This is a genomic window from Arcticibacterium sp. SM2516 (assembly GCF_057914865.1).
This window is the reverse complement of the sequence record NZ_CP195290.1, coordinates 746,150-770,642: the sequence shown is the minus strand read 5'-3', so window position 1 is coordinate 770,642 and position 24,493 is coordinate 746,150. Positions and strand designations below refer to the sequence as shown.

14 protein-coding genes are annotated in these 24,493 nt (G+C 38.5%); 5 read left to right on the top strand and 9 right to left on the bottom strand.

The window, feature by feature from the left end:
* Positions 1-3: 3 nt before the first annotated feature.
* From ACSBFT_RS03255 to ACSBFT_RS03245, 3 genes are all read left to right on the top strand, one after another.
* On the top strand, positions 4-132 hold the full coding sequence (locus ACSBFT_RS03255; RefSeq protein WP_489603439.1) for a hypothetical protein: 129 nt from the start codon (positions 4-6) through the stop codon (positions 130-132).
* A 163-nt stretch (positions 133-295) separates the two neighbouring features.
* Complete coding sequence (locus ACSBFT_RS03250; protein ID WP_489603437.1) at positions 296-628, top strand: HopJ type III effector protein; 333 nt, start codon at positions 296-298, stop codon at positions 626-628.
* Between the two features lie 360 nt (positions 629-988).
* Entirely contained in the window at positions 989-3,154 is a 2,166-nt protein-coding gene (locus ACSBFT_RS03245; RefSeq protein WP_489603435.1) for a TonB-dependent receptor plug domain-containing protein, read from the top strand.
* A gap of 418 nt (positions 3,155-3,572) precedes the next feature.
* On the opposite strand, the gene ACSBFT_RS03240 is transcribed toward ACSBFT_RS03245, so the two are convergent.
* The 4 genes from ACSBFT_RS03240 to ACSBFT_RS03225 all read right to left on the bottom strand — a co-directional run bounded on the left by ACSBFT_RS03240 (position 3,573) and on the right by ACSBFT_RS03225 (position 15,229).
* On the bottom strand, positions 3,573-10,886 hold the full coding sequence (locus ACSBFT_RS03240; protein WP_489603434.1) for a hypothetical protein: 7,314 nt from the start codon (positions 10,884-10,886) through the stop codon (positions 3,573-3,575).
* 7 nt (positions 10,887-10,893) lie between these two features.
* Positions 10,894-11,418, bottom strand: coding sequence for a hypothetical protein (locus tag ACSBFT_RS03235; RefSeq protein WP_489603433.1), 525 nt, complete (start codon positions 11,416-11,418; stop codon positions 10,894-10,896).
* A 968-nt stretch (positions 11,419-12,386) separates the two neighbouring features.
* Positions 12,387-13,922 carry a 2,3-bisphosphoglycerate-independent phosphoglycerate mutase gene (gpmI, locus tag ACSBFT_RS03230; RefSeq protein ID WP_463045435.1) on the bottom strand — a complete coding sequence of 512 codons (1,536 nt, stop codon included), beginning with the start codon at positions 13,920-13,922 and terminating at the stop codon, positions 12,387-12,389.
* Between the two features lie 68 nt (positions 13,923-13,990).
* Positions 13,991-15,229, bottom strand: coding sequence for a M16 family metallopeptidase (locus tag ACSBFT_RS03225; RefSeq protein WP_489603432.1), 1,239 nt, complete (start codon positions 15,227-15,229; stop codon positions 13,991-13,993).
* 113 nt (positions 15,230-15,342) lie between these two features.
* Here ACSBFT_RS03225 and ACSBFT_RS03220 point away from each other — a divergent pair, with 113 nt between their 5' ends.
* Positions 15,343-17,517 (top strand): FdhF/YdeP family oxidoreductase, encoded by a 2,175-nt coding sequence (locus ACSBFT_RS03220; protein WP_489603430.1) that lies wholly within the window; start codon positions 15,343-15,345, stop codon positions 17,515-17,517.
* A gap of 158 nt (positions 17,518-17,675) precedes the next feature.
* Here ACSBFT_RS03220 and ACSBFT_RS03215 read toward each other — a convergent pair whose 3' ends face one another.
* From ACSBFT_RS03215 to ACSBFT_RS03205, 3 genes are read right to left on the bottom strand one after another with little or no spacing between them, the layout of a single operon-like run.
* A complete protein-coding gene (locus ACSBFT_RS03215) occupies positions 17,676-18,305 on the bottom strand; it encodes a class I SAM-dependent methyltransferase (RefSeq protein ID WP_489603429.1) in 630 nt (209 codons plus the stop codon).
* Positions 18,305-19,177, bottom strand: a complete 873-nt coding sequence (locus ACSBFT_RS03210; protein WP_489603428.1) for a DNA/RNA non-specific endonuclease — start codon at positions 19,175-19,177, stop codon at positions 18,305-18,307. The genes ACSBFT_RS03215 and ACSBFT_RS03210 overlap by 1 nt, the downstream gene beginning before the upstream one ends.
* Positions 19,178-19,232: 55 nt before the next feature.
* The gene (locus tag ACSBFT_RS03205; protein ID WP_463045440.1) at positions 19,233-20,522 is read right to left on the bottom strand and encodes a pepsin/retropepsin-like aspartic protease family protein; all 1,290 of its coding nucleotides are present in this window, start codon (positions 20,520-20,522) and stop codon (positions 19,233-19,235) included.
* Between the two features lie 117 nt (positions 20,523-20,639).
* Here ACSBFT_RS03205 and rlmN point away from each other — a divergent pair, with 117 nt between their 5' ends.
* Entirely contained in the window at positions 20,640-21,686 is a 1,047-nt protein-coding gene (gene rlmN / locus ACSBFT_RS03200) for a dual-specificity RNA methyltransferase RlmN (protein ID WP_489603427.1), read from the top strand.
* Positions 21,687-21,956: 270 nt separating this feature from the next.
* Here the strand turns inward: rlmN and ACSBFT_RS03195 are convergent, their stop codons facing one another.
* Both ACSBFT_RS03195 and ACSBFT_RS03190 read right to left on the bottom strand, forming a co-directional pair.
* Positions 21,957-22,799, bottom strand: coding sequence for a hypothetical protein (locus ACSBFT_RS03195; protein WP_489603426.1), 843 nt, complete (start codon positions 22,797-22,799; stop codon positions 21,957-21,959).
* Between the two features lie 557 nt (positions 22,800-23,356).
* On the bottom strand, positions 23,357-24,199 hold the full coding sequence (locus tag ACSBFT_RS03190; RefSeq protein ID WP_489603425.1) for a hypothetical protein: 843 nt from the start codon (positions 24,197-24,199) through the stop codon (positions 23,357-23,359).
* Positions 24,200-24,493 lie beyond the last annotated feature (294 nt).

Sequence of the window (24,493 nt, the reverse complement as noted above, 5' to 3'; positions counted from 1 at the left end):
TAAATGAAAAGAAACCGTGGCTCTTCAATTCTTGAATTAATAATTCTTCAGGAAAGTCATTTAATATCTCATAAGATGTCTGTAGTAAAGCATGAGCAGATGGCTGTAACAGTACAGGTATTTCTGGAATAGACCCTCTGAGTCAAACTTCAGGTAGGTTTTCTTTTAGCAAAACGTATCTTTTAATTTTCAACTAAGATAATCAATTATAGTTTTTGTAAAGGCCTATATTAAAAAAACCAACTCATATTCTTTTGTAGCCATTTCCCTATCTTCGTAAAAAAAGTATCTCAAAGTGATAACACAAATAAAAAACAACGCAGAAACAGTTCAATTTAAAGATGTCATAGATTTTATAGACGCTAATTATGACTTCACCCCCACCGCTTTCAAAAACGGTGAAACTCAAAATGATGCTGGTCAAAATAATGGCTCTTGTAAAGTTTTTGCCTTTGGTCTTTTGAACAAATTGAGTGTGACGGAAACTCTGACTTGCTTTGGAGACTATTACCGAAAAGATGTTTTAGAAAACCCTGACGCCGCAGACCATCAGAACATTAGGAATTTCATAAAGACAGGTTGGGAAGGTCTTGGCTTTGAAGGGGAAGCCCTTCGACTAAAATCTTAATTTAGCACTTGGTAATATTAGAAACACACTGCATTAGGACTAAAAATCAACTAATTATTAGACCTTATGACTTATTTTCTAAAATTTCAATCCATTTTTATAGACCTTGCAAAACTACTTAATGGTTTAACTGACAGAACGTTCCAAAAATAATGTCATCATCGGTCACTATTAAAGAACGAAATATCCATTCTGGTCTAAACTTTGATTAAGTAATAACCATAGCTGTCATTTGAATATTTCGCCATTAACATGAAACTAAATCCAGGTATCTTTTTAGTCTTTCGCTTTAATAGAAAATCAGTACGGAGAAATATTACTGAACTAATAATTGCATTAGCTTTTTCTATACCATTTTTAATGACCTTTTCAAGTTTTGCTCAGACTGACACGAGTCGTGTTTTGGAATTGGAGTTAAATGAAATTACGGTCACTTTAAATAAATTCGAGGAAAATAAAAGAGAACAACCCATACAAACTTATCAAATTAGAAAGAAAGAAATTGAATTTCAAAATCTGGGTAATACGGCGGACCTATTACTGAATTCAGGAAATGTATTTGTACAAAAAAGTCAAGGTGGTGGTGGAAGCCCCGTTTTTAGAGGTTTTGAAGCCAGCAGAGTGTTATTAGTAATTGACGGTATAAGAATGAATAATGCCATTTATAGAAGTGGTCACTTACAAAACATTTTAAGAATAGATCAATCCATACTTGAATCCGCGGAGATTATTTTTGGCCCAGGTTCTCTCATATATGGAAGCGACGCCCTAGGTGGCGTAATTTCGTTTAATTCAAAAACGCCAAAGCTTAATAAATCTAGTTTCAATGCCTATACCAGGTATTCAACGGCCATCAATGAGAAAACAGCACACGTTGATATAAATCTAGGTTCAAAAAGATTGGCGTCTTTTTCAAGTTTAACCTTTAGTGATTTTGGTGACATAAAACAAGGAAATCAAAGAAGAGAAGCTTATCCTGACTTCGGATTGAGACCGAATTTCCAATCCAGAGAAAGCTTAGTGAAAGATGTAACTCAACAAAATTCCAATCCAAATATTCAAAGGCTCAGCGGTTATTCTCAAATAGACTTGTTGCAAAAAGTATTATTCAAGGCTTCTGAAAAACAACAGCACATTCTAAACTTTCAATTATCACTCACTGGAGATACGCCACGCTATGATAGATTAACGGAACTTGACTCAAATGGTGATTTCAGATTTGCGGAATGGTATTACGGACCAGAATACCGTTCCTTATTCGCTTATGAGTTAAAGCTAAAAGGCGAAAAACTATATGATAATTCTAGTATTAAAGCAGCATATCAACAAGCAAAAGAAAGCAGACATAACAGAAAATGGAACGCAGAAAATTTGTATTCTCAACTTGAAAAAGTGTCTATTTTTAGCTTAAATGCAGATTTCATAAAGCATATAAAGAGAACAACATACCAATACGGACTAGAGTATCTAAATAATGACGTAGATTCGAAGGCTTTTAAAAGAAACGTTTTGGGAGGTAGTCAATACGCACCGAAGCTACCTACAGCAACGCGTTATCCAGATGGAGGAAGCCAAGTAAACTCCTTATCTGCCTATTTAACTTCTAAAAAAATGTTGGTTAAAGACCTCCTTTTTCTAAACTATGGGCTTAGATATTCTTTCAATAATTTGACAAGCCAATTCGAGGATAAAACATTTTATCCATTTGACTATGATTCATTTGTTCAAAAAAATGAAGCTGTTGTGGGTAATTTAGGTTTGACTTTTTTGACCAAAAGAAAAAACAAATACTCGCTACTCTTTTCCAATGGATTTAGGGTTCCTAATGTTGATGATCTCGCCAAAGTGTTTGATTCGGCTCCAGGCCAAGTTGTAGTTCCAAACCCCAATATAAAACCAGAGTATACCTACAACATTGAGTTTGGAACGGAACAAAACATAGCAGAAAATTTCTCTGTTAGTACTTCCATTTACACCACTTTTTTTGACAACGCTATCGTTTTAAGACCATTCAATCTGAATGGAAATTCCAGTATAGAATATCAAGGAGTTATTAGTAATGTTTATGCAAACCAAAATGCTGATAATGGTTTATTATACGGCGGAAATATTACCCTGTCTTATCTCATGTTTGACAATTTCAAGTTAGCATCATCATACAATCTAATTAAAGGTCACCTAACAGATATTTCAAAAACACCATTAGACCATATTCCTCCAAGTCATGGTAAATCATCAATCTCCTATAAGAAAAGTAGGTTTAACGGTGAAGTATACAGTATCTATAATGGTTGGAAAAAGTTAAAAAACTATTCTCCAAGCGGAGAGGATAATTTACGGTATGCCACACCAGACGGAATGCCCTCTTGGTATACGCTCAATTTAAAAATGTCCTTTGAAATAAATAGGAGAATCACATCTCAATTTTCCTTGGAAAACATGCTAGACAAAAACTACAGGTCTTTCGCTTCAGGGATTTCTGCACCTGGAAGGAACTTCATATTTACACTAAGAGTCAAAGCTTAAGAGCTGATGTTTTCAATTTCCTAACTTTTTAAAAGATTATAAATAGCTAAAGCAGAAAACCCTAAGGTTATCATAGTATTCTACGCAACAAGCACTTACGCTAAAATCAACAAAGGATTTCTTGCTAAAACTAAGTAGGACTGCTGGTGCTAATATCTCCTCCATCAAGAACATATCTTACGAATACTTAGAAAAGAAGTGTAATCAGCCCGTATAGAAGCGTTGTTAATGTTATACCCCAATAATTTGGACGGGATACTTTGATTGTAAAGCTATTTGAGGACGGGACAAAAGAATAAAATCCCCCCCTACAGTTTTCACTTATGGGGGGGATGCTTTACTCCTTATATTAAAGAAATTTAAACTAAGAGCGTTTAACCTTTAAAGGATGACAAGTTCCTTCTATCGTAAAAATTACTTATTTAATCCTTATGACTTTTATTGGAATACAAATTTCAAATGGACAACAATCTCTATTTTCAATGATTACTGGGCAACAACCACCTTCTGGACAAGTACCATTCGTAGATGTAAATGTATATATTCCGACATCTCCTATTTGGACGATATTTCCAAAAGCTACCGGAGTAGAACCACCATCCTTGAACCAAAACACATTCATGAACTTAGAAGGTATAACTATTTCAGTCAGGTCTCCAGGACATAATTTCAATGGAACAGTGAAACATTGATTAACATTACCATGATCGGGATTAAAACCACTACCTGGAGTATAATCTACAAGGTTTCCATTTATCTTAATGATATTGGCTGTATTATAATGAAGACCTTCTGCAACTACTTTTATCTTATAGCTCAATGTAATAGTATCTCCATTTGAGCCTGAATTTGCGGCAATACTTGGTATGCTCCATTGAATAAAATTATTCTGAATCGATGCACTTCCACGACTCGCAACCAAACTTCCAGGTACAATTTGAATGGTGTTGGCTATGCTATCACTTACTTCAATTCTATTTGCAGCCACATTACTTTGATTATATAGCTTAATGGTATAAACTAATTCATCTCCCAATTCAACGACCTTTTTATCAACCTGCTTCGTAAGCACAAGATCGATAACTGAAGGACAACTTGGGATGGTCACTTTAACCGTATCACTACAGGTTGAGTTTACAGCCCAAATGAAGTTATAAACGCCAGGGTTTAGTCCCGTCACTTCTGAGTTAGCGGCACTGGAATTTGTAAATGTTGCTCCTGATGGATTACCTGTTACTTGGCTCCATGCTCCGCCTGTTACTGCTGTGGCGGCTAATGTTACGGAAGTTATTGCAGTATTACCTACACAGGTAGGTGCTTGATCTACGCCTGCATTTGGTTTGATACAAACACAACTTGGAATCGTCACCTTAACGGTATCACTACAAGTGGAATTGACAGCCCAAATGAAGTTATAAACGCCAGGATTTAGTCCGGTAACTGATGAGTTAGCGGCATTAGAATTTGTAAATGTTGCTCCTGATGGATTGCCAGTTACTTGGCTCCATGCTCCGCCTGATACGGCTGTGGCTACCAATGTTACTGTTGTAATTGCCGTATTACCTACACAGGTTGGTGCTTGATCAGTGCCTGCATTTGGTTTGATACAAGCACAATTAGGGATGGTCACTTTAACCGTATCACTACAGGTTGAGTTTACAGCCCAAATGAAGTTATAAACGCCAGGGTTTAGTCCCGTCACTTCTGAGTTAGCGGCACTGGAATTTGTAAATGTTGCTCCTGATGGATTACCTGTTACTTGGCTCCATGCTCCGCCTGTTACTGCTGTGGCGGCTAATGTTACGGAAGTTATTGCAGTATTACCTACACAGGTAGGTGCTTGATCTACGCCTGCATTTGGTTTGATACAAACACAACTTGGAATCGTCACCTTAACGGTATCACTACAAGTGGAATTGACAGCCCAAATAAAGTTATAAACGCCAGGGTTTAATCCGGTCACTGCTGAGTTGGCGGCACTGGAATTTGTAAATACTGCTCCTGATGGATTACCAGTTACTTGGCTCCATGCTCCGCCTGATACGGCTGTGGCTGCCAATGTTACTGTTGTAATTGCCGTATTACCTACGCAGCTTGGTGCTTGGTCTACGCCTGCATTTGGTTTGATACAAACACAACTTGGGATGGTCACTTTAACGGTATCGCTACAAGTGGAATTGACAGCCCAAATAAAGTTATAAACGCCAGGGTTTAGTCCCGTCACTTCTGAGTTGGCGGCACTGGAATTTGTAAATACTGCTCCTGATGGATTACCAGTTACTTGGCTCCATGCTCCGCCTGATACGGCTGTGGCTGCCAATGTTACTGTTGTAATTGCCGTATTACCTACGCAGCTTGGTGCTTGGTCTACGCCTGCATTTGGTTTGATACAAACACAACTTGGGATGGTCACTTTAACGGTATCGCTACAAGTGGAATTGACAGCCCAAATAAAGTTATAAACGCCAGGGTTTAGTCCCGTCACTTCTGAGTTGGCGGCACTGGAATTTGTAAATACTGCTCCTGATGGATTACCAGTTACTTGGCTCCATGCTCCGCCTGTTACTGCTGTGGCGGCTAATGTTACAGAAGTTATGGCGGTATTGCCTACACAAGTTGGTGCTTGATCTACGCCTGCATTTGGTTTGATACAAACACAACTTGGGATGGTCACTTTAACCGTATCACTACAAGTAGAGTTAACCGCCCAGATGAAGTTATAAACGCCAGGGTTTAGTCCCGTCACTTCTGAGTTGGCGGCACTGGAATTTGTAAATACTGCTCCTGATGGATTACCAGTTACTTGGCTCCATGCTCCGCCTGATACGGCTGTGGCTGCCAATGTTACTGTTGTAATTGCCGTATTACCTACGCAGCTTGGTGCTTGGTCTACGCCTGCATTTGGTTTGATACAAACACAACTTGGGATGGTCACTTTAACGGTATCGCTACAAGTGGAATTGACAGCCCAAATAAAGTTATAAACGCCAGGGTTTAGTCCCGTCACTTCTGAGTTGGCGGCACTGGAATTTGTAAATACTGCTCCTGATGGATTACCAGTTACTTGGCTCCATGCTCCGCCTGTTACTGCTGTGGCGGCTAATGTTACAGAAGTTATGGCGGTATTGCCTACACAAGTTGGTGCTTGATCTACGCCTGCATTTGGTTTGATACAAACACAACTTGGGATGGTCACTTTAACCGTATCACTACAAGTAGAGTTAACCGCCCAGATGAAGTTATAAACGCCAGGGTTTAGTCCCGTCACTTCTGAGTTGGCGGCACTGGAATTTGTAAATGTTGCTCCTGATGGATTACCAGTTACTTGGCTCCATGCTCCGCCTGTTACTGCTGTGGCGGCTAATGTTACAGAGGTTATGGCCGTATTGCCTACACAGGTAGGTGCTTGGTCTACACCTGCATTTGGTTTGACACAAACACAACTTGGAATGGTCACTTTAACGGTATCGCTACAAGTGGAATTGACAGCCCAGATGAAGTTATAAACGCCAGGGTTTAATCCGGTCACTTCTGAGTTGGCGGCACTGGAATTTGTAAATGTTGCTCCTGATGGATTACCAGTTACTTGGCTCCATGCTCCGCCTGATACGGCTGTGGCTGCCAATGTTACTGTTGTAATTGCCGCATTACCTACGCAGCTTGGTGCTAGGTCTACGCCTGCATTTGGTTTGATACAAACACAACTTGGGATGGTCACTTTAACGGTATCGCTACAAGTGGAATTGACAGCCCAAATAAAGTTATAAACGCCAGGGTTTAGTCCCGTCACTTCTGAGTTGGCGGCACTGGAATTTGTAAATACTGCTCCTGATGGATTACCAGTTACTTGGCTCCATGCTCCGCCTGTTACTGCTGTGGCGGCTAATGTTACAGAAGTTATGGCGGTATTGCCTACACAAGTTGGTGCTTGATCTACGCCTGCATTTGGTTTGATACAAACACAACTTGGGATGGTCACTTTAACCGTATCACTACAAGTAGAGTTAACCGCCCAGATGAAGTTATAAACGCCAGGGTTTAGTCCCGTCACTTCTGAGTTGGCGGCACTGGAATTTGTAAATACTGCTCCTGATGGATTACCAGTTACTTGGCTCCATGCTCCGCCTGATACGGCTGTGGCTGCCAATGTTACTGTTGTAATTGCCGTATTACCTACGCAGCTTGGTGCTTGGTCTACGCCTGCATTTGGTTTGATACAAACACAACTTGGGATGGTCACTTTAACGGTATCGCTACAAGTGGAATTGACAGCCCAAATAAAGTTATAAACGCCAGGGTTTAGTCCCGTCACTTCTGAGTTGGCGGCACTGGAATTTGTAAATACTGCTCCTGATGGATTACCAGTTACTTGGCTCCATGCTCCGCCTGTTACTGCTGTGGCGGCTAATGTTACAGAAGTTATGGCGGTATTGCCTACACAAGTTGGTGCTTGATCTACGCCTGCATTTGGTTTGATACAAACACAACTTGGGATGGTCACTTTAACCGTATCACTACAAGTAGAGTTAACCGCCCAGATGAAGTTATAAACGCCAGGGTTTAGTCCCGTCACTTCTGAGTTGGCGGCACTGGAATTTGTAAATACTGCTCCTGATGGATTACCAGTTACTTGGCTCCATGCTCCGCCTGATACGGCTGTGGCTGCCAATGTTACTGTTGTAATTGCCGTATTACCTACGCAGCTTGGTGCTAGGTCTACGCCTGCATTTGGTTTGATACAAACACAACTTGGGATGGTCACTTTAACGGTATCGCTACAAGTGGAATTGACAGCCCAAATAAAGTTATAAACGCCAGGGTTTAGTCCCGTCACTTCTGAGTTGGCGGCACTGGAATTTGTAAATACTGCTCCTGATGGATTACCAGTTACTTGGCTCCATGCTCCGCCTGATACGGCTGTGGCTGCCAATGTTACTGTTGTAATTGCCGTATTACCTACGCAGCTTGGTGCTTGGTCTACGCCTGCATTTGGTTTGATACAAACACAACTTGGGATGGTCACTTTAACGGTATCGCTACAAGTGGAATTGACAGCCCAAATAAAGTTATAAACGCCAGGGTTTAGTCCCGTCACTTCTGAGTTGGCGGCACTGGAATTTGTAAATACTGCTCCTGATGGATTACCAGTTACTTGGCTCCATGCTCCGCCTGTTACGGCTGTGGCTGCCAATGTTACTGTTGTAATTGCCGTATTACCTACGCAGCTTGGTGCTTGGTCTACGCCTGCATTTGGCTTGATACAAACACTGTACAAATCACTCTCCCATAATCCTCTTCCATAAGTGGCAGCCCTGATTTTTGAAGTGGGATAATAGATTTCTAAATCATTGACATGGTTTCTTGGTAAGTCTGTAAAAAATTGGGTCCAAGGTGTATTATTATCCATATAATAAACACCGATATCCGCACCTAAATAAACCGCATCTAAAGGGCTATTTTTTGTGTAAACAATGGTATTCATTGGAATATTTGGTAAACCAGAAGAAATATTAATCCAGTTGGCACCACCATCCACTGTCTTAAAAACTTTTGTAGATGCGTTATAACCTGAAAACGTTACCCACACTTTATTTGCATCTGTATTTGATACGGTCAAATTTGTTATTACCGCCAAATCAACTGGCAAATCTGCAGTGATGTCCGTAAAGTTCAAGCCACCATCTATCGACTTTGAAATATTAATAGAACCGGTATTGTATATATCTGCCTTAACAGCATATATTATTTGAGTATTACTTGGTGCTATCTCAAAACGAGTAATTCCACCATTACCTACAGGAATTCCTAAAGTAGTCCAAGTCGCACTAGCGTCTGATAATACACCATCGCTTTTGTACAAAGCTGGACGTCCACCGGCATAAACTAAACTAGCATCTACCGGATCTTGATGAATAGGGCTAAAAAATTCGATTCCTGCGGGTAAACCAGTAATGTTTGTTCTATTTATTCCACCATCTAAAGATAATGCAAAGGCTCCGTTAGGATTTGAAGTTATGATGACTTGATCATCTGTACGATCAATAAATCCATCTTCGCCATCTCCACCGTTTGTTACATACCAATTTCCATTCGTATTTTTCAAAGTTCCAATGTCTTGTAAACCTGCAATCATATTATAAGGCGTCAATGATGACTGACCAACGTTGGTCATCTGAGCAACCCTCAAATTTGTACTGATATCAGTCCAATTTGTACCATTATTCAATGATTTTGAAATACCCCCATCGCTGGTTATAAAAAGCGTGGTATTGCTACCCGGCAAATACTCAAGGGACTGAATATCTGCATGCACATAGTCGGCGGAAGACATGCCTACACCTGGATAATTGGTATCATTACCTAACCAATAAGATCTTAATGCCCAAGAAGTTCCTCCATCCGTTGATTGCCAAGCATTACATCCACCAATGGTTACAAGGTTGGCATCGGAAGGAGAGACCACAAGAGCTAAGTTATGCGTAGCCTGACCTGCAGGATCAGTAGTTAATGTATCGCAGTTTAAAATATTGTTTGATAAAGAAGCCATAGAAGAGCGTTCAGAAAATGAATCGCCACTATCTGAAGAACGATATGTTCCTAAATAGCCCCCATCAGTATTACCATATAGCACATATACATAAGCTGAATTTGCTTCAGAAACAGCCATCAAGGCACGGCTTACACTACTTGAATTTGGTAAACCATTAGTTATCTGCGTCCACGTAGCTCCTTTATTTGTCGATTTATAAAAATCTTTGCCTACGGCATACACCGTATTTGGATCTCCAGGTTTAAATTCAACGTCCTGCAAATCATAACTTCCTGATAAACTAGGATAATTAACGGTTGCCCAACCATCGGTAGTTACGGCCATCCCTGCATTTAAAACCGCAATCATGTTTAGCGGGTTGGCAGGGTCCATAATCAAACGTCTGATGGTCCACCCATTACTCGCAGGAATTACAAACGCGGTAGTCCCCCAAGTACTTCCGCCATCCATGGACTTTAGAATACCAATACTACTTCTATCATACTCTCTATTACCAGAGGCTAAGTACATTATTTGAGTATTGGTGGGGTCGATCACCAAGTCTGCACAACCTATAATGGGCAGAAAGTCGGAGTTCGTAGTCCAATTTACTCCGCCGTCAATAGTTTTCCATAGTCCACCGTCAGGAGAACACACATACATGATTGATGGATTGCTAGGATCAAAACGAACCATATCAATACGCCCCACACCCGAGTCATAACCAGAAGGCTTACTCAATGGACCTATTTCTGTCCAGTTTCCAGTACTTGTGTTGGCGGCCATAAGATTCATACTCACCCTGGCCTTGGAATTTGGCTGACTAGTGTTTTCCTTTAGCCAGTTTTCAAAGTTGCCATATGCCGTTGATGGCAAAGTCATGTCACCAGATGGATATACTCTAGGAGCCGTAAAAGCCTCCCATCTTTTAAAGGGTTTATACCCTTGACCTTTTTTAGGTTTTACACCATCCCAATTTTTATTAAAAGCGGATTGTAATTCCATAAAAGTGACACCTCTTCTATCACCAAACTCTCGCCATTCAATATTTCTATTTTTGGGCTTAATGTTACTTGGCAAAACATCAGTATTTTTACTATTAACAGATGTCGCATCTTGGCTATTGGATGTATTCTTCTGACTAAAGCAATTGATTGCTAACAGTAGCAAGAAGCTAACATTGAAAATGTTTATTAATTTCATGTAAAATTTAGTGTTTCATTACCCCTTTATAAGTAATACAGGGAATATGTGTTTTTAAGAAGCATCTATTTATAAAGGAGAACTTCATAAGTTCTAAGTTGTGGTCTGTAACTTCAAAAGTATAATAAGGCTGTTTAATCCATTTATTTATACAGTCTTTATCTATTTGAAAATTCTCATTTTCAAATTCATTAAGCTCAAGTGGTAAAACTTGCTCTTCCATCATTATAGCATAGTGACCCCGTGGAAGTTCAAAGGTAAAATCACCATTAATATCCGTCGAAAAGGTTTTAATTATTTCTGAGCGACAGGTGAAGTTTGAATCCCCTTTCTTGATGTAGAAAGTTTTATTTGGATAGGGCTTAGGTTGATACGACGTACCAAGTGTTTCTTTTGTTGGTCTTGCACCTTTACAATACTGATCGACCTGCTCAACTTTGCCTTTTATAATAAAAACAGGGCGTTGCGTAGAAATGCAAAGGACCGCATGATGTCCTTGCAGAAAAGCTAACAAAAAAATAAAAAAACTCATTTTGTAAGAAATTATTTTCCAAGTTCTAAATTTTAAAAAGGCTACCAATCCCTTAAATCAAACAACCACTATAGCTTTATCATTAAATGAGTTTTACTAGCTCCGTCTTATCCATCTCCGACAATTATATAACGAGCTTTCGGGTACTTAAAAATATCATAATTTAAATATTAGCTTTTTTGGTACAAACACCACTTTTACCCACACGAACTCCGCAAAAATAGTGCCATTCGGCAGATTACATTCCTTGGTAACGTGCCATTTTAGACTGTAAAATCACTACCAAATTGATTAAATATATCATTGATATGCCCGCTGAATAAAGGAAAGTTGATACATCTATATTGAATCACACAGCCATTCCTTTAATATGATTTAGCCTATTTAGGTACGAATACGCTTAAATGCTTTTTAGCGAACAAGAAGCAGATCGATTTAGGAGATTAAAAAATTATTCTAAAAGCTCATTTCTAGCCCTTTCGGGCGAGAGACTTGAAGTAAAAGTTTGAGCTATCGAAATTCTGAAATGATCAATTAATGTTGATGATTCTTGACACTATTAAATGGAATCAAGCATAATTTTGCAGCACAAGCTTATCACTTCTGCTACAAATAATCATTCAATTTTTGTTAGACGGATTTGTTTTTAAGCCCAATAAATATTAGAAAATTTCTTTCTTCCTCGTTTCAAGAGAGCTTGAAAGTTTCAAGATTTTCTCAGAAACTACAACCGACGCCTACCTTCAACAATTATGCCGTTTATAATTTCATGCAAGACTTTAAACCACTCCATACTGACACAAAAGTATCCTATTTAATAATTTTCAGGAGCCCTACTATTGGAATTAATCCTAAGATTGTCTGTCAAGACTGGGATGCTTGACCTTATCATTAAAATTAAAAGGTTTATTTAGAAAAAAAAAGGAGCCTCGAGGCTCCTTTTAAATATCAAAACAAAACTGTTTTTTTTAAATTAAGATATTACCCGTCATTTCTGCTGGGATTGCTACGTCCATCATTTTGAGGATAGTAGGTGCTACGTCTCCTAGTTTTCCAGCTTCGGGCTGGCCTTTGTATTCTGGGTCTACCACTATAAACGGAACTAGGTTAAGCGAGTGAGCCGTGTTGACAGACTTGTCGTCATTTAACATGTAATCCGCATTTCCGTGGTCGGCGATGATGATGAAAGAATATCCATTTGACAACCCTACCTCTACCACCTCTTTTAAACAAGCATCTACCGTTTCCACAGCTTTCACTACGGCACCAAAATCACCGGTATGCCCTACCATATCTGGGTTGGCAAAGTTTAAACACACAAAATCAACATCACCTTTTTTTAGTTCTGGTATGATGCCGTCTCTAATATCTGCAGCTGCCATTTCTGGTTTCAAATCATAGGTAGCCACATCTTTTGGCGATTGAGCCATGATTCTACTTTCTCCTATAAATTCTTTTTCACGTCCACCTGAGAAAAAGAATGTTACGTGCGGGTATTTCTCTGTTTCGGCTACTCTAACTTGCTTCTTTCCAGCAGCTTCTAATACCTCACCCATGGTATTCACCAAATTGTCCTTCTCATAAATAACCTCCACGTTTTTGTACGTAGCGTCATAGTTAGTCATGGTTAAGTATTTCAGTTTCAATGGATGCATATCTTGCTCAGGGAAAGCCTCTTGCGTAAGTGCTATCGTAATTTCACGGCCACGGTCTGTTCTAAAGTTAAAGCACATCACCACGTCACCTTCCTCAATCACAGCCACAGGTTTGTCGTGCTGCGTTACCACAATAGGCTTCATAAATTCGTCTGTCACTCCAGCGTCATAAGCATCTTGGATGACAGAAAGAATGCCACCGTTTGAAACAGAATGCTCACCAATACCCTTCACCATGGCATCATAAGTCAGTTTTACTCGATCCCATCTTTTATCTCTATCCATAGCAAAATACCTTCCTGTCAAAGAGGCTATTTGACCACCATGAGTGGCTAAATGCAGTTGCAAATCAGATACAAAGTCTTTTCCAGACTTAGGGTCACAGTCTCTGCCATCTAAAAAACCATGGACAAAAACATCTTTACATCCTGCCTCTGCTGCTATCTTAGTCAGACCTTTTAAATGGTCAATATGAGAATGCACACCACCATCAGACACCAGTCCAATAAAATGCACCTTTTTGTTATTATCTTTAGCATATTTCAAGGCATTTTTAAGTACAGGCTCATCGCCCATTCTACCTTCTTCAAGCTCTACATTGATTTTTTCTAGTTGCTGATACACCACTCTTCCAGCTCCTAAATTCATATGACCCACTTCAGAGTTTCCCATTTGACCGTTAGGCAAACCCACCGCTCTACCAGAAGCCTCTAACGTGCTGTGCGGATAAGTGCTCATTAAATGGTCAAAATAAGGTACATTGGCCGCTTCAATAGCCGAACGCCACTCTTCACCTACTTTAGGAATTCCCCATCCGTCTAATATGATTAATGCTACTTTCTTATTCACGTCTTTTATGTTTAGTGTTTCTATTTCTTAATTGTTTGCTTTAATGGCTAAAAGCTTAAAACTCTTCCTTAATTAACCGCTCTGTAAAACATGGTGCTACAGTTTTCTGGTCTCAGTACCTGTTTTGCTACGGCTTGAAAACTTTCAGGTGTTATGTTCTCCAAATTCTCAGCGTCTTTATTGCATAACTCTGGGTCGCCATAATTAGCGGCAAATGCCAAATTCATGGCTCTAGTTAGTAACTCTACTTCAGAAAACTGCAGTGAAGCTTCCGCTTGGTTCTTTACCTTTTCTAGCTCTCTATTTTCCATCAATTCGGTTGTCAATTTACTAACAATTTTTTCGACAGCTTCATTCCCTTTTTCCATACTTATTCCTTCATTTAAATTGCCGCTTATCATCAATAAACCAGGATCTAAGGAAGAAGAAATATAAGCATTAATATTATTAAAAAGCCCTTGCTTTTTAACTAATTCCTTATAAAGTCTTGATGACTTCCCTCGGCCTAATACATCGCTAATCAAATCTGCCTCATGGAAATCGTCATGATACCTACCCGGCATATGATACGCTTTATAAAGTGCATTTAGCGGCACTTTAGCTTCAGTTTCTAAAAACCTTGCTTCGGTCTGAATAGGCTCTACAGGCAATTTCCTTACTTTTTTTGGCCCTGCAGGAATATCACCAAACCACTTTTCGCTTAATCTTTTAACCTCCTCTAGCGAAATATTACCTGCCACTACGAGTGTCGCATTATTAGGTCTATAATGTTTAAAGAAGAAGCCTTTGACATCTTCCATGGTTGCATCTTCAATATGCTTAATTTCTTTACCAATAGTCGCCCATTTATAGGGGTGATTTTTATAAGCCAAAGGTCTCATTTTTAACCAAACGTCACCATAAGGTTGGCTTAAATAACGTTGCTTAAACTCTTCAATAACCACCTTACGCTGCACCTCCAGTACTTTGGGGTCAAAAGAGAGACTCAGCATTCGGTCAGACTCTAACCAGAAAGCCGTCTCAATATTTGAAACGGGCAATGTGATGTAATAATTAGTTACATCTGGCGATGTAAAGGCGTTATTCTCCCCTCCTACTTTTTGTAGCGGCTCGTCATAACTTGGAATGTTTTTAGAACCGCCAAACATCAAATGCTCAAACAAATGGGCAAAACCAGTACGGCTTTCGTCCTCATCTCTAGAGCCTACGTTATATACAATATTAAATGCTGCTATGGGCGTGGTTTTATCTTCATGAAGATATACTTGAAGCCCATTTTTCAAGGCGAAATGTTGGTACGAAATCATTAATTCGGTTTTGCTTAATGCGTGGCAAAAATAAGGCTATTTGAAGATTTGAGAGATTTTTTACGTTAAAATCACACTATTTTTTTACCTTCAAATTATCAAAAGAAAACCTATTGAAGACAAAATCTTATGTGGGCGGCTGGAAGTCCATTTTTTATTCGTTCCATGTAATAAAAGAAGCTGGACTAGGAAGCGTAGCCAAAACCATCACTTCTAAAAACACCTGTAAAACCTGTGCTTACGGCATGGGAGGTCAAAATGGCGGCATGGTCAACGAGGCCAACGACAAAATAGAAATTTGCAAAAAGAGTCTTCAAGCACAATTAACCGACATTCAAGCCCCCATTCCTGCTGAATTTTGGGCAGAGAATAGTATAGAACAGCTCCGAAAACTTAGACCAAGAGAATTAGAAATGCTGGGAAGATTACGGCATCCGCTCTTAAAATTAAAAGGAGAAAACCATTATAAAGCCATTACTTGGGAGGATGCACTTACTAAAATAGCCGACAAGTTTAAAACGACCGAACCAAACAGAACTTTCTTTTATAGCTCAGGAAGAAGTAGCAATGAAGCCGCTTTTCTTCTACACCTTTTTGCAAGAATTTACGGCACCAATAATGTAAACAACTGCTCTTATTACTGCCATCAAGCCAGTGGTGTGGGCATGAAAAGTACGCTTGGCACAGGCACAGCCACCATTCAGGTACACGATATCAAAAAAGCAGATTTAGTTTTTGTCATTGGGGCAAACCCTGCCTCAAACCATCCTCGTTTCTTAACAGAACTGCTGCATGTGAGAAGGCGTGGCGGAAAAGTGGTGGTGCTCAACCCTGCCAAAGAACCCGGTTTGGTAAATTTCTCGATTCCTTCTGATGTCCGCTCTTTATTCAGCTCAGGTTCAAACATTGCCTCCCATTATCTTCAACCAAAAATTGGAGGTGACATGGCGGTGCTTTATGGAATTGCCAAAGTTTTGATAGCAGAAAACAAATTGAACGACGATTTCATAAAACAACACACAGAGGGTTTTGAGCACTTTAAAAAAGGCGTAGAGCATCTTACTTGGGATGCTATTGAAAACAATTCAGGATTACCGGCTAAAGAAATCAGAGAGATAGCGGAAGTTTATCTTCAAGCAGAAAACGTCATTTTCTCATGGGCTATGGGCATTACCCATCATAAACACGGATCTGAAAACGTGGAGGCCATTGTCAATTTAGCCATGCTACGCGGTATGGTCGGAAGAAAAGAAGCGGGTCTACTCCCACTAAGAGGGCACTCTAATGTACAGGGAATAGGTTCTATGGGGGTTTCTCCGGCTTTAAAAGAGAGCGTATTTAAAAATATAGAACAGCACCTGAATGTCAAACTTCCTACATCAGCCGGCTGGGATACCATGAAATGTATGGAGGAAGCTTATAAAGGAAAAGTAGACATGGCTTTCTTATTGGGAGGAAATCTTTATGCCTCCAATCCAAATCTTACTTATGCCGAAAAGGCATTGAATAAAATTCCGCTTAAAGTTTTCATTAACACCACACTTAACGAAGGACACATAAAAGCGGTAGACCAAGAATGTTTGATTCTCCCAGTACTCGTCCGTGATGAAGAGAAACAAAAGACCACACAGGAATCTATGTTCAACTATGTTCGAATGAGTGATGGCGGTATTGATCGAATAGAAAACCTCCGCTCAGAAGTTGACATCATTGCTGATATTGGAAGTCGTGTTTTAGGTGATGAATTGATAAACTTCAAAGCCTTCAAAAGTCATGAAGCGGTTAGGAAAACCATAGCCGCCGTAATTCCCGGCTTTGAAAAGCTCAACGACATAGACTTGACTAAAGAAGAATTTCAGATACCTGGCAGAACCTTCCATACCCCTGAATTTAGTACGACATCTGGCAAAGCCCAATTTGTTTTCAATCCCCTACCCGATTTGGAGCGTTCAAAAGATGCTCTTTCACTGATGTCTGTCAGAAGTGAGGGGCAATTTAACTCTATAGTGTATGAAGAGCATGACGCTTGGCGTGGCACAAAACATAGAGATGTGTTACTGATGAACACGGAGGATATTGCTGAAAAAGGCTTAAAAAATGGGCAACGCGTTAATGTCAGAAGTAAATCCGGACAGATTGATAATTTTGAAATCGTAGCTTTTGATATTGCCAAAGGTTGCGTTTTGGGTTTCTATCCAGAAACTAATTTTTTGGTTTCTTCCGAAACGGATGGTAGAAGTTTGACGCCGTCGTTTAAGAATACGGAGATTTGGCTGGAGGCTGTTTAGTTTGTCATGATTTTGGCAAAACGCCAAAATCCCGCCTAACTAATCGAATACTTTATCTTCGCAAGGGATTTCATTCCTTGCTATTGATATTATGCCCTCTGGGGCATATATAATCTACATATTATATTAGACTCAACCTGCATTGAAGGAAGAATAAGCTAGTGGTTGATTTTCCAATAGCGGAGTGTTCCTAAAAGCGTATTTCTAAAGCCACATTCTTCTATGTATTGAAACCCAGCTTCTTCCAGATAGCGTCTAATTTCGCCATTGACATGAGCCGACGTGGTATGGAAATTATCGAAAACTTGAAGTATAAAAAACAAGATTCTTTGCACAGGATTAGAGGCCTTGCCCCAATCTGCCAAAATAAAAACACCATCCGGTTTAAGTACTCTTTTCAGTTCTTTGAAAGCATTTATCTTCTCTGCCGCTGTCAAATGATGAAAAACCCAAGAAGAAATAACTTTGTCGAAATAATGGTCTTGGAAAGGAATGGTTTCACCGTCAAACGTCTTTAAACTCAAATTAGGAATGTTTTTCTTTCCTGCTATCTCAAGAATTCGTTTGTCTACATCTAATCCTACCATTTCCATTACACTATATTTTTCCAGTAATATCTGGCAAAGCGTAGCGGTACCACAGCCAAAATCTAAGATTTTATCTTCCTTTTTAATTTCCGCCAACGCTATGACTCTGGATTTAATCTCTTTTTCAGGTACGCTCATATTTATGAACCAGTCGTAAATGGGGGTAAAAATATGATACTTGAGAGCCGGAATATATGCCATTACCAGTTTCCTGTTTGGGTGACTGTTTCTAGCTTTTGCTCTATGTCATCTGGTAGTTTCTCAAAAAAATCAAGCTTGGTCATCTGCTCCAAACGGTCTATGCTCACTTTCATGTTTTGTTTATCGAAATGATATAGGGGCTCATTAGGCATAAGGTACGCCACCATATTTCTTGGCTGGGTGCCGTCACTTGAAAGTGTAAATAATATTTTGAAAAAATGTGTCGGTACACTTACATCATTATACCTCCCGATGTATTGAAATCTGTGCTCAAAAACGGGTCCTGTTATCACGTAAAGCGTTCCAAATTTTCTGGCCCAACTTCTAGTTTTTATCTCCAGTTCATTCCAAGCATACCTGTTAAGCACCGAGTCAAAAGGAGCAATATTAGTCATTGAAAAAGTTTCTTCCATTTTGGACTGGCAGCATTTAAAGTCGCCTGCTGGCACCAGATGCCCTCTGTCATAATCTGAGCCAGAATAATCTTTATACTTTGCCGTTGGCGAAGCTAAAACCTCTTGGTCGTTAAAACGTATCCCATATCGGCTGGCATTACCTCTGGTAAAGCTACTTTCTAATTTATGTAAGCTAAATCTCGCTTGCATAATGTCTTCATCATAATACACCAAAAAGTTTGGTTTTTCTATCCACTCGCCGTAAGTGTCAGGCTTTGGAAGTAGCGTTTCGGGATAAGCTAAAAACTCTGGTATTTCTTTCGGTGCTCTGGTCAATGGCAGTTCTATCCCGAATGTTTCTGAGATAAAAGCTACTATTTTTTTGGAATTATTAAAAGCGTAAATGAGCCCTAAAAAGATGATATAAACCCAAAAAGAACCAAAATACCTTTTAAAAAAAGATTTGCGATACGCCATGAATAAAACAAAAAATGCTGAGCGAACAAATATCAGAAAAAGATTTGGGCAAGCATTAAATAGCCCTTTTTAGTTTAAAAGAGGTAAAAGTCAAAACGCCATCTCTTCTATAAAAGATATTAATATTCCGCCCTTCTTTTTTGGAAAGTAAGCGATAAATTTCCGCCAAAGTCATCTTCGATACATGCACGTTATTGATGAAAATAACTTCATCATACACCTTCAATCCAGCTAAGTCAGAAGGAGAACCTTCAATCACATCTTGAACATAAAGTCTATCTAAAGAGCCTTTTTTTGCTCTAATATCTAAGCCACTCATATCATGTTCAAAGGGCTCTTTTATCTTACTTCTAATAGGCTTAAGAGCCATATAACCCTTGCTGTAATTTAGCGTAACCTTAAACCTCCGCAAAAACTCCCCTCCAATACTGCCCTGTCGGTTATCATCAGACGGTGGGAACTTCATACTAAAAGCCAAGGAATCAGGAAAGGAAGCTATCACATTATTCATTTTAGTATGCCCAATAGATACTTTCGGCACACGACCTACATTTCCAAAAATCTCACCATTTAGCCCTCTACCTAAACTTGCTCTTATCACTTTTTCGGGTAATTCAATATGGCCTTCTTCAGAGTTTAATAGTAAAGCGTGACCCGCTCCCGTGTCTATCACCAATCTTACATTACGCTTTTCTTTATTGGCTTCTGTAATGTAAATGGCATCCGTATATGGTTTGGATTGGGTAATCACAATAGGGAATTTGTTGCCATACTTTCTCTTAAACTTAAATTCTCGTGGATCGTTGATGGTTAGAAAGAAATTTGAAAAATCTATCGTCACTACAAAGTTTTCAAAGAGAGCATGGCCAAAAATACCATGGATAGGCACACCCATAAATTCTGAAAGATGCAATATATCTTCACTCAAGACCACAATGTTTTGTCTATAGCCCGTTATGTCTCCTAACTCAAACCTGTGGTCAATGGATACCATGGCTAAAAGGGATTTTTCTTTCCCTGCACCACTTATTTCTACCTCTCGCACATATCTCAAACCCATTTTCTTTGCCACATCTGGATCAGTGATAAAAATGGAGCTTACACCAGTATCCAAAATAAAATTTAGGGTGTCCGAATTATCCAAAAGTACGGGCACCACAATAAGGTTAGAATAAACCTTAAATGGCATCACATATTTTTTTTTCCCTCCTTTAATATGAAAACCATAAACTGGATTTTCTTTCTCTTCCTTACCCTTTTTCCAGAACTGCCCATTAGCGGTCTGTACAAACGCTGTAAATAGTGCGATCAGAAGTAATGTGGTTATTTTGGGGTGCTTCTTCATTTAAGTATCTAAAAGTCTCGGAATATACACTATATGCTGCATAATAGTAAAGAGAATACGATTCAATCATGTTGAAAGCTAGGTAAATCAAGGGGAAATGCAGAATTTTGCATACGAATGATAGATAAAAAGGTAGACATACGAGAACTTAACAAAGTCAAACTTACAGATTGGTTCATCGTAGAAGGTGAAAAGAAGTTCAGGGCTAATCAAGTTTGGGAATGGTTGTGGCAAAAATCTGCCACTAGTTTTGAAGATATGTCCAACCTTTCAAAAGATTTACGAGTTAAACTCCAGCAAAATTTCGTTATAAATCCTGTCATAACAGAGAGTTCTCAGTTTAGCTCAGATAGAACCATAAAATCTGGTTTTAGACTGCACGACGGGCATTTAGTGGAAGGTGTGCTCATTCCTACTGATAAAAGAATGACGGCTTGCGTATCGTCTCAGGTAGGTTGTTCATTGACCTGTAAGTTTTGTGCTACCGGCTACATGAACAGAGAAAGAAACCTCACCGCAGCAGAGATTTACGACCAAGTAGTCTTGATAAAAAAGCAAGCCGAAGACAACTACCAAGCTCCTCTAACCAATGTGGTTTATATGGGCATGGGAGAGCCTCTTCTAAATTATGCAGGAACATTAGGCTCTATTGAAAGACTAACCGCAGAAGATGGCCTAAACTGGTCTCCTAAAAGAATTACAGTTTCTACCGCCGGTATTGCCAAAATGATAAGAAAACTGGGCGACGATAAAGTTAAATTCAATTTGGCTCTTTCCCTGCATGCTGCTAATGACGAGAAGCGTAATCAAATTATGCCAATTAATGAGAGCAACTCACTGGCCAATCTAAAAGACGCTCTTAATTATTTTTATAAAGAAACTGGCAATCAAATAACCCTAGAATACATCATTTTTTATGGCTTTAACGATAAGCTAGAAGATGCTCAAGAGTTATTGGATTTTGTAAAAAGAGTGCCTTCAAAGGTCAATATCATTGAATATAATCCTATTGCCGAAGCAAACTATCAAAATGCTGACCCAGAAGCCATCGATAAATTCGCCAACTTCCTTGAAAAAAGAGGTGTAACGGTTAATGTGAGAAGAAGCAGAGGAAAGGATATAGATGCCGCTTGCGGTCAACTGGCCATCAAAGAAAAAAAATAGGCATCACAAACGATTTTTCATTAAAGTTCCACTTAATATAAAGCGGGTTTTAATCTTAGCTCAGTTAATCCGTTGAACAGAATCTTCATCCTGCTTTAAAGGAAAGCGTTGGTCTTAGGGAACATTAATTCTTATGTCCCGTTTCTTGCAGGCTTATTTGGTACAAACCGTAAAGGTGCTCATTGAAACAATCGCCTTTAAATATGGTTTAATGAAATCGGTTTATCACTTGAGTTCACATAAGAATATCAATTAGCCATCTAAGAGCTTTTAAAAGTCTCGTAACTCAAACCTCTCTAAGAGTTCGGAATTAGTCTTTGCTAATTCTATTTCTCTTTCGAATGTCATTATCCTCACCACTTTTTCTTTTATCGTAGATCTATCAGGATGCGTTTCAAAAATATTAATAAAAAATTTATCGAAGAAGTCGTCTTTAAACACAAAACAATAACCAAAATCATAAGTAGACAGCTGCTCTAGTAAGTTTCCCTGATAATTTTCAGGATTGTATAGAATCAACTCTTGTTCTAGACTCGGGAATATTTCATTTAACTGTTCTTGGATATGACGCTTTTCTTTTAGTGCTAAATCTTTTAACGTTCGAATAACAATCGTAAGCTTAAAATAATTAAGTCTAAAAAAGGCCTGTGCCTTCAATAAAATATTTAAATACCGAATATTTTCCAGCTCAATGGCCACCATTACCTTATTCTCAATCTTAATTTTACAGGCCATTGGCACCACCATAACATTGCAGTTTACTTCTTTGTAAATGGTTTTTATAAAACTTCCCCAACCTTCTCCTTTTCCAGTTCCCTGAAGTCCACTAACCACAATAATATACCCTGAAGTGTTTAATTGCTCCATCAAGCTATCTCTTTGACCTTCTTTAAAAAGGTACATTTTAACTTCTGAAATATTACTTAAGGTATGTTTTAGTTCGATTTCCAATGCATTCAACTTATCCTTAGACTTTTGATAATCATCCTCAACAAGATGAATGACATCAATATCCACTTTAAAACTCCAAGAATTAAATAGTAGGGACTCAAGGGCACGACCTGAATTGCCAGAGAAATCTGTACATAAAGCTATTTTAACATTTGATTTCATTGCTCTGTATTTATGATTCTAATACATCTACAGTCCTATTTGAAACATTAAAGAAAAACTATCAGAATTATCTTTATTCGTAAAAGTCAATAACATCCAACTCAAGAATAAGTGACGTTTTTGACCCAAACCGCCTAAAAGTTAAAATACATAAAAGTCTCAAATTAAAATTAAGGAAATTTATCATCAAGCAAAAAGAATGCCTCACCCTATCAAGATCGAGGCACAGTAACCCTACATTTACTCCTGCTTATTTATCAGAAAAAGCTATCTCGTATAATTTCATTTAATTTTGTTACTACTTGCGAGCAGCTTTGTAAAACCGCATTATAAAAATTCTCTTTTAACCTTAAGCAGAACCATCCCTAAATGTAGCATATCTGTTTCTCAATCATTACAGAAAATCTCACTTCATCACATCTCTTATTATAAGCGTTAAAAGAGTAAGCAGAAAGGAGGCATGCCATTATTTGCACACCAACTGTCTTTATTTTAAAATCTAATTACGCATAAGAAAACCTGTTGTTTCCTTCCTCAGCACATAAGAAGAAACTATCTTAAGAGTAGCGTAACTCAAATTTCTGTAAGAAAGGAGAATTACTTTTTACTAATTCGAGTTCCCTTTCAGAAATCATAAGTCTCGTCACTTTTATCTTTAGGATAGATTTATCAGGGTGGGTTTCAAGAATAACCTTCAAAAGCTTATCGTAGTAACTGTCTTTAAACACATAAAAGTAACCGAATTCCTGGACTATAAGCTGTTTCAGTAAGTTTCCATGATAATTTTCAGGATTGTGAAAAATCAAGTGTATTTCCAGATTCGGTAACATTTCACTTATCTCTTCTTGGATTTTGAGCTTATCTACTTCGGCGAACTCCTTTAGTGTTCGAACGACAATAGTGAGCTTAAAAAAATTAAATCTAAAAAAAGAATAAAACTTCTTCAAAAGATTTAAATACGGAATATGCTCTGATTGCACGGCCACAAGTACCTTATTTTCAATCTTAATGGCACAGGCCAAAGGCACCATCATGACATTGCAGTTTACATCACTGTAAATCGTTTTAATGAAACTTCCAAGTCCTTCTCCTTTCCCATTCCCCTGAAGACCAATAGACACGAATAAATAGCCGTAATTGTTCAATTGTTCTATTAAGTCATCTCTTTGATGTTCTCTAAAAAGTTGAATTCTTACCTTAGAAATATCATTTAATGAAAGCTTAAGTTCTTCATTAATAGCACTCAATTTCTCCAAAGATTCTTGATAATTATGCTCTACCAGATGAAGGACGTCAAAATCCACTTTATAATCCCAAGTATTAAAAAGTAAGGACTCAAGGGCACGCCCCGCATTCTCAGAAAAATCTGTACAAAAAGCTATTTTAACATTGCAGTTCATTACTTCACTTTATTATGAAAACATCATACCCATGCCTGAAAAGTCGTATTAAAAAATACCTCCAGTCAGACTTATTTTTATCAATTTAAAGTAAGAAGTCAGCGAAATTAACCTGTTTTTATCTCAATTCGTGTAAAGCAATCATCACATCAAAACAGTGATTTAATGATTATAAACAGCGGAAAGCCATGTTTACGAGACAATTTTTAGTAAATTTTCTGCAAAGTTTAAAAAAAATATCAAAGACAAAAAAATGCCTCACCCTATAAAGGGCGAGGCATATAAAACCTTCGT